This is a genomic window from Salinibacterium sp. G-O1 (genome assembly GCF_030063305.1).
GTDB lineage: Bacteria > Actinomycetota > Actinomycetes > Actinomycetales > Microbacteriaceae > Rhodoglobus.
Genome location: NZ_JASISV010000005.1, coordinates 46,618 through 53,997, shown reverse-complemented (window position 1 = coordinate 53,997; position 7,380 = coordinate 46,618). Strand labels below are relative to the sequence as shown.

The 7,380-nt window shown below is 62.3% G+C and carries 8 protein-coding genes; 4 read left to right on the top strand and 4 right to left on the bottom strand.

Features of this window, described 5'->3' with window-relative positions:
• Nucleotides 1-21: 21 nt before the first annotated feature.
• From QMG83_RS15380 to QMG83_RS15365, 4 genes are all read right to left on the bottom strand, one after another.
• Nucleotides 22-669, bottom strand: coding sequence for a hypothetical protein (locus QMG83_RS15380; protein ID WP_283506303.1), 648 nt, complete (start codon nucleotides 667-669; stop codon nucleotides 22-24).
• Nucleotides 670-1,154: 485 nt separating this feature from the next.
• Nucleotides 1,155-1,529, bottom strand: coding sequence for a hypothetical protein (locus QMG83_RS15375; protein ID WP_283506302.1), 375 nt, complete (start codon nucleotides 1,527-1,529; stop codon nucleotides 1,155-1,157).
• Nucleotides 1,530-1,661: 132 nt separating this feature from the next.
• Nucleotides 1,662-3,650: a hypothetical protein gene (locus tag QMG83_RS15370; RefSeq protein ID WP_283506301.1), complete on the bottom strand. Its 1,989-nt coding sequence runs from the start codon at nucleotides 3,648-3,650 to the stop codon at nucleotides 1,662-1,664.
• A gap of 147 nt (nucleotides 3,651-3,797) precedes the next feature.
• A complete protein-coding gene (locus tag QMG83_RS15365; RefSeq protein WP_283506300.1) occupies nucleotides 3,798-4,046 on the bottom strand; it encodes a hypothetical protein in 249 nt (82 codons plus the stop codon).
• A 366-nt stretch (nucleotides 4,047-4,412) separates the two neighbouring features.
• Here QMG83_RS15365 and QMG83_RS15360 point away from each other — a divergent pair, with 366 nt between their 5' ends.
• The 4 genes from QMG83_RS15360 to QMG83_RS15345 are packed head-to-tail and all read left to right on the top strand — an operon-like array spanning nucleotide 4,413 to nucleotide 7,375.
• Entirely contained in the window at nucleotides 4,413-4,757 is a 345-nt protein-coding gene (locus tag QMG83_RS15360; RefSeq protein ID WP_283506299.1) for a hypothetical protein, read from the top strand.
• Nucleotides 4,758-4,765: 8 nt separating this feature from the next.
• Entirely contained in the window at nucleotides 4,766-5,704 is a 939-nt protein-coding gene (locus tag QMG83_RS15355) for a hypothetical protein (RefSeq protein WP_283506298.1), read from the top strand.
• Nucleotides 5,704-6,873, top strand: a complete 1,170-nt coding sequence (locus QMG83_RS15350; RefSeq protein ID WP_283506297.1) for an alpha/beta hydrolase family protein — start codon at nucleotides 5,704-5,706, stop codon at nucleotides 6,871-6,873. The genes QMG83_RS15355 and QMG83_RS15350 overlap by 1 nt, the downstream gene beginning before the upstream one ends.
• Nucleotides 6,842-7,375 (top strand): hypothetical protein, encoded by a 534-nt coding sequence (locus QMG83_RS15345; protein ID WP_283506296.1) that lies wholly within the window; start codon nucleotides 6,842-6,844, stop codon nucleotides 7,373-7,375. The genes QMG83_RS15350 and QMG83_RS15345 overlap by 32 nt, the downstream gene beginning before the upstream one ends.
• Nucleotides 7,376-7,380: the final 5 nt, after the last annotated feature.

The following is a 7,380-nucleotide window of genomic DNA, read 5'->3' as shown; positions in this document are numbered from 1 at the left end:
CCGCGGCATAGCCGCGCCCGGCTACCGGATGATCTTCATCGCGATTTGCAGCGCCCGGTCGTAGCTGATCCCGACGGGCCGGATCTTGCCCTTCCGGTATCGGGCCTTGGTCGCTGGCCGTGAGCTTCCGGTGTAACCCTCGGGAGCGTCCCTCAGCGGCCCGTAGTCGGGGTGTGCTGCCAGCCATTGGGGGAACGGGATCTGAGCGCGCAGCAACTGGCGACCGAATGACGGTGAGCTTGCGCAAAGTCGCCAGAATCTCGCGGCTTGGCCTTGAGCCTCCAGCCGTTCTCCAGCGCTGACGGAGTGCAGCGAGCTTTCGGGGAGCATCCGGCGAGTCACGGGGTGCGCGTACCGGCGTAGCGGTGCGTCGCCGCGTGGCGGGATGCGCGCGACTTCTTCGGCAGCCTGAGCCGTCGCCTCACGTCGGCTCCGGGCCTGCCTGACCTGCGCCGCGTTGGGTCTAACCCGCTGGCTCCAGACGTGAGCTTCGACGTCGCACCGCAGCAGCCGCCAATCGTGGGCGTAGTAGCTCATGAGTCGGGCGACATCGCGTTTGGTGATGGTGTTGGGTCGGTCGAACCGTGCGAAAAACGTGGTGGCTTCTTTACGGTCTGCCGCGATCTCGTCACTGGTGCGCTGCGGTCGTGTAGTGATGAACCCGGACATGATCTTCTCCCTCTCTTCACGTTTTTTTGCCGTGAAGGCGGGTAACCGCCGCTAGGGAGAGCTGGTCGTAGTGCAACCCGCCAGGGCGGTGGGGAGAGAAGTGCGGCGCGAAATAAGGGAGCATGCGACCGCGTGCCGCACTTGTCGGCGGACCTGGCAGCGCAGCTGCTTGCGCGGAGGCCTGCCGACCGTATGCTGCCGAAGGCTTCACGGCCAAAAAACCGGGCCCTGGCCCGAGCGCAGCGCCGCCGCGCGGCACCACACCGTGTCTGTGCACAACTCCCGACGCCAGGCACGGTCGTCGGCCACACTGGGTCGGGTGAGCGATGACCTGGGGTGGACCGGCCCCGAGTGCCCGATGTGTGGGCGTGAGCTCGACGCCGAACCACTCGCCGGCGGCGGACCCCGGGCGGTCGCCTACACCTGTCCGCGCCACGGCGCGGTCGCCCTCATCGATCCGTTCGAGCGGGATGCCCCGCTTCGAGTTAGAGGCCGTTCGGCCCCCGGGATGCCCCTGGCACCTGCGGGTTGTCGGGGACGAACAGCACCGACCGGTCGGCCTCCTCGAGAGTCGCAAAGTAGCCCACGAGATTTCGATCTGCGGACTGTAGCGCCCAGGTCACGACCCGATAGTAAGTCTCGCTGCGTGGGCCCATGCGGAGCTTTCGGATAATAGCGGCCGGCTCCCGGTTGCTGTCACGCATCAGAAACCACTCATCCTCCCCGAACCGGATCGGCGGCCATGGAGGCCGCCACTGCCGTACCACCGCAGGTGGCACCGGCGGCCGGTCGGCGAGGTTCTGGATCTTCTGATCCATCCGCCGGTCGATCGCCTCGGCGTAACGTTTATTCGAGCCCATGACTGTTCCAGGTAGGGCGTCCGGCCACGCGTGTAGCGGCTGCTCTGCTGGGGTGAGAGCATCCGTTCATACTCTACGAGCTACCCCCGTGGCCGCCCCGACCCGGTCGGTTCTTCGATAGGTCTGACCACGTTAGGCCGCGGCTGACCACCAGAGGCTATCCGGGGCAAGCATCCCATTCTGGGCCCAATATTTCGCTTCTCGATGGTCACCTCGACCGTCCGCTGCCCGGGGGTAGCGGGGCCAGCTGCGCTCCCCGGGACGTTCATCGACGAATTCGAGGGTACGGCTCGAAACATGTGGACGTCGAGGGCGGCGCCTTGGCGCTGTCATCATCGTCGCGACCTCTGCCTGCCACCACGCCCACACTTCACGTTCGGCTCGATATCGTTCGGCTCGATCGACGAGAGTCCCGGCAACTCCAAGCGCTCGAGCTGCGTGGTCACGGAGATCCCGTTTCGCCCGAGTCCATCCGTCAGGGTGTTTGACGATGAGCCTGTGGTGCCAGAGTCTGCTGAGAACCGTGGCGGTATGCCTGGGGGAGACCCCCAGGATCCGCGCAGCCGTATCAACTGTTAGGCCGGGAAATTGGCGAAGCATCGCATAAACCTTGCCCGCCAGATGGCCAAGACCCGCGCGTGTGAAAAGGTCGTGACGTTGATCGGTCAACTGTTCCTCGAGGGTTGCAATTAGATCAATGCGGACAGTGAAAAGTTCGGAAGGGGGGCGGGGGTTATTGAGTGGTTGTGACCGGATGGTGTTGGAGGCTGTGGAAAAGTGTGGGGTCAACCGCCATTCGGCGGCGTTGCCGCCGTCACTTCCGGTGACCTGCTCGGCGAAACCTGCCTCTGAGAGCGCCCTGAGGGCATCTGCCGCGGTCGTGCGGCCGAGGCCGCTCATTAGTGCCAAGTCGCGGATGGAGGCTGCGACGACGCGTTTGCCGGTCTGCAGGGTGAGATAGGCCAAAGCGGTGAGGATCGTGCGCTGGGACAGCGCCTTCTCGGTGCGTCCCCACCGGCCGGGGGAGACCCGGAAGCGGTTTAGGACGTCGTCGACGTCGTGGACGATGGTAGTGAGTTCCGTGAGGTCTCGGGGCTCCCGATCGGCTGGCAGCGGTCGTTGTATGGCCGCGTACTGCTGGGCTTTGTCCCACTGACGCTCAAGCCGGGCGCGGGCCTCCGACGCACTACGTGCCCGCCGGCCACCGCGGCCGGTGTTCTTCGTGCGGTAATGCTCCATGCCCGGCGCGGTCTTGACGGCATGCTCAACGTCGCGGAGGCTCCAGCCAGCGTTGGCTGCTGCGAGCAGGCACATGAACCCGGTCCAGCTCGGATTGCTGCCGCCGTCGATCGTGGCCATGTGGGCGGTACCTGCGCGGCTGAGCGTGCGGTGCGCCTGGTGTGAGGCGTCGACCGGCCCGGACGGGGCGGTGTCGGCCGCCCGCGACGCCGGCCGCAGCTGCTCGAGCAGGGCGGCGAGGGCGGCGAGGTCGGCGACGGTCGTCGACGGCTCGATGAGGGTGTCGAGGCTACCGAGCAGCACTGTCGAGTAGCTGCCGTCCCTGTGAGGCGAAAGCGGCGGCCGCGCCGCGCCCGTGCGACTGTTGTGGAGCATCCCGTGATCCAGGGTGCGGAAACTCGCCCGAGCAGCCGTGGCGACCGCGGCAACCTGCGCGGCGGCCGCGCCGGAACGCAGGGCAACCCAGATGTGTCGGCCGCCGGTGCCGGACGACTTGCAGACAACGTGCGCGATCGCGAGCTGAGTAAGCACCCCCGATAGGACGTTGCATTCGTCGTGGGCCACCTCCATGAGGTCGGCATCGACCCCGTACTTGTCTTTGCCGTCGAAATCGAAGCACAGGACGCGGAATATGCCGTGGTCATCGGCCAGGTATATGGCCCACGGCGTCGTGGGGCAGTGCGGGCCGACACGGTGCGCAGTGGGGTAGCTGTTCTCGTCGAGACGACCGTAGGCGTCTCGCTTCATCACGCGCACCTGGTCGCGTGGACTCACCCGGCGGGTGATCTCCCACGCCGTGGAGTGTTCCTGGGTTACGCCTGCGACACGCTCTCGCGAAGAGGGCGTGCCAAAAACGTCTGCATCGGTTAGTATTGGGGCCATCCTCTCCGGGAATTTATTTCTGGTATGGCAAAAGCTCCGGTTCATCCGGATCTTTTGATTAGCTCGAACCTCTACCGCCGGCAAGCAAGAGAAGGTTTGAGCTACGAAACTTGGAAGGCCCGTCGCGACAGCGGCGGGTCTTTTCGTTTAAGCGGCTGTCGTGGTGACCTCCTGGATGCCATCGAGTTCGGGGTTGAGCACTGGCAGGCTGCCGTGCTCGGCTTCGAGGCCCGCGACAAGTCGCTCGATGTAGAGCGAAAGCGACAGGTGGCCGGAGGCAATGCGAGCCGCGCCAAGCTTGGCGTCGGTCTCAGGGGATAGTCGTATTTCTGTTCGTACGATGGGAAGACCTACACGGGGGCGTCGATTTCTCTTGATCCCTGCATTGCTCGTCATGTGAGAAGTTTTGCCACTTAACGCCAGCGCTAAGGGCAGGCGCGCCGTGCGCATTGAGATCGAGGTGCGCCACGGCGTAAAGTCCTGACAGGGCAAGGTGTTTGTAAGCATCATCAGATCATGATTATTGCCTTACTATTGCGGAACCGCAATCTTCGCCATGCGAGAGTATCGCGATGATTGCGGACAAACCGGCAGATCGCACGACTTTCGTAAGACGGAAGGCCAGAAATGACGTCACGAGAACACAGAGTTCGGGAGCGGTCAGCTCAGGCGATTGTAGATCGTCTGGATCTCCCGTCACGCCCCGACTGGGGTTCGATTATCGAAAGAATCGAGACCCGTTCAGGAAAGACGATTCAGCTCGTGCCACTCGATTACGGGGAGTGGGAGGCTGTTACAGCCCTTCTCCTTGAGTCTGAGACGAAGGTACTCATCCTGTACCCGACAGCGGCTTCGACTCTGTATCAACAGCATTCGATATTCCATGAATTCGGACACATGCTGGCAGAAGAAACGGAGTGCGACATTCTCGACCTCATACCTCGAGACCTGGTTGAAGCCGCTGGGATGCGCGAGGCAATCGTGAGGTCCGCGGCGCGCGGACTGGAAGTTGGAGAGCATGAGCTGATGGCCGAGGCCGTTGCGTACGCACTTGCGCGCAAACTCATCAGTGGGTCGCATGGCCGTGAGAGTGCGTTCGGACTGTGATAAACACGATGACCGTCATCGCGCTGGGAATCCTATTCCTGGCGCGAGCACCGGTGGCGTTCCGCCGCCCGCAGGCGCGCCCTGCGTGGATAGCCTCAGGTACAGGAATCGCAGCACTCTTAAGCATTGGTGTGATCATCCCGATTCCGCTGGCAGATTCGTGGCTCGGTGGAGTGAATCTCCTATTTCTGCTGCGCACGGCGCTTCCCGTGATCGCGTTTTGGTACCTCCGCGAAGCGGTCGCGGTGCAAGTCGGCAAGGAGAGCCCCCGCCGCGGGCGCGCCATTCTCTGGGCCTTGCTTGCCGTCCAAGTGCTGCTTTTTATCATGATCCCCGACCGTGGGACCACCAATATCTACTTTGTCGACGAGCACATGATTTATCCGGCCGCCTTCCTGTGGGCATGTGTCTACGTCGCCGCCGTCATCTGGACCTCAGCTGGGATCTTTTCGCAGCTTCTTCCATTTCGCGGAAGACACTTCGTCCCCTTCAAGGTCGGCGCGCTCATGACGATTGTCGGTGGGGTGGCCCTTGTCATTCACTGCGGACTAATCCTGGCCGGCGCTATCGAGCCGGTTTCTGGCGACCTCGCATGGGTCTTGTTTAACGTGTTCTTCTATCCCGGCATTCTGCTGACTGTCGCCGGCTTCGTCGCAATCACAATACGAGACGCTCTGGTACTTGCTCAGTGGCGCCTCCGCGCCGCGCGCCTACGTCGCGCTTTGGGCAGTTACAGCGGCAACGCGACACGCTCTCCGGTCGCGGAAGCCCTCCGGTCCAGCATCGGCCTGGATCCAGTACACGAGACGTACGAAGCGGCGATCGCGCTGCGAAACCTTCAGTATCTGGATGGAATCACTTTGCGTCCAGAGCACATGAGGCAGCTCGCGGAGTCCGAAGGTGAACTTGAACAAGTGAGTGCGGTTCCGGGGTCGGTGAGGGCTTGATGAGTACGGTTCTGATCGTTGGGTTGGCTATTGCCGTCCTTGTTTGCATTGTCTTTACTGGGGTGTCGGTAATGGCCGCTCGGCAGCTCGTGGCGGCACCCGCGCCTAAACAACTCGCGTTCGAGCTGCATCAGAGTGATGCCGTGCGGTTTCCTGTTACCCCGCAGACGGTATTGCCGGGCGAATATGGCCTTATCTACGACAATGGCCGTGGTCACGCCCGTATTGGCTCAGTCATCGATGGCGGGGCGGAACAGGGGTTCGTTATTCGGGCTTTTAGTTCAGTAACGGGCACCGCGATTCCTCGCCAGGGGGAAGGGGCGTTCGTTCGAGACGTGTACCGCACGCCTGCCGCCCTGGGACTTCCGTTCGAGAATGTCGATATCGTTTCCGACGCGGGCACATCACCCGCGTGGGTAGTGACGCCGGGAAGTGGATCCTACTCGACCGTGTGGGCAATTCACCTTCATGGGATCCGCACAACACGCTCAGTTGTCCTCCCCGGGGTACTAGCACTGAGCGGTCTAGGAATCACGTCGCTAGTTGTTTCTTGGCGAGGCGATACGGAAGGGCCCCAGACGGCAAACGGAACGAGTTTTCTCGGGCAAGAGGAGTGGCGCGACGTCGAGGCTGCTATCGCGTTCGTCATGTCTTCTGGCGCAGAGTCGATTATCTTCATCGGATGGTCGATGGGAGCAACTATCGCCCGGCTGCTGATGGAGAGGTCGCGTTTCCGCGATCGCGTGGCAGGAATGGTACTCATCAGCCCCGTGACAAGTTGGCGGGCAGTCATCAAGCGTGCCATCCGCGCAGCGCGTCTACCAGCAGCAGTTGCCTGGGGAGTGGAAGTGGCTCTGGGCAATCGCGTCCTGAGTAGATTTGCCGGTCTCTCCACACCGGTCTCCCTCGGTGCGCTTGAGAGCGTCTCCACGAACCATACGCGGCCCGTTCCCACGCTGGTGATACACAACCCGGGCGATGACTTGGTCCCGTTTTCCACGGTTGCCGCCTATGTGGCACGCAACTCCAAACACACGGAGTTGGTAGTTTTTGAGGAATCACCTCATGCAATGGAGTGGAATGTGGAGCCTAAAAAGTTTGAAGAGACCCTTCGGACGTGGGCCTCTGCTTTGCTGCATGATCGTAGCCGGCAGTTGGGAAACGAATGAACGCGTTAGGGTCGACCAGGAAGGGGCGCGTGAAATGAACGACGGCAAAGCTGGAGGAGACCAGCCCTCTGTCATAGTTCGCGCGCGCGCCGTCGAGCTTGCGCGCCGTCTCAATCTGCTTCAAGACGCTTATGCGAGTGGGCATGGCGATCGAGTTCTCGGGTTCAGTGAGCTGCGGGAGAACCTCTCACTTCGGGGAGTGAATCTCTCAGAGGGCCGTTGGACATACATGCTCAGTGGCGATGGTCCCCTGACGACGGACTCAAAGCTGCTCACCGAATTGGCGGCAGTCTTTGAGGTCGACCCATCGTTCCTCCTGGATTGGGATGATCCTCAGTTGCCTGCTCGGATACTGGCGCAGCGCGAGCTGGTCCAGACCCTGCGTCGCAACAAGCTGACTAGGGTGGCTGCGCGATCTCTTGGGCCACTCACCCCGGAAAGCCTTCAAGCAATTTCGCAAATGATCGATTCTCAAATGGCGAGAGATTTCGGAAGCGAGTAGGGGGA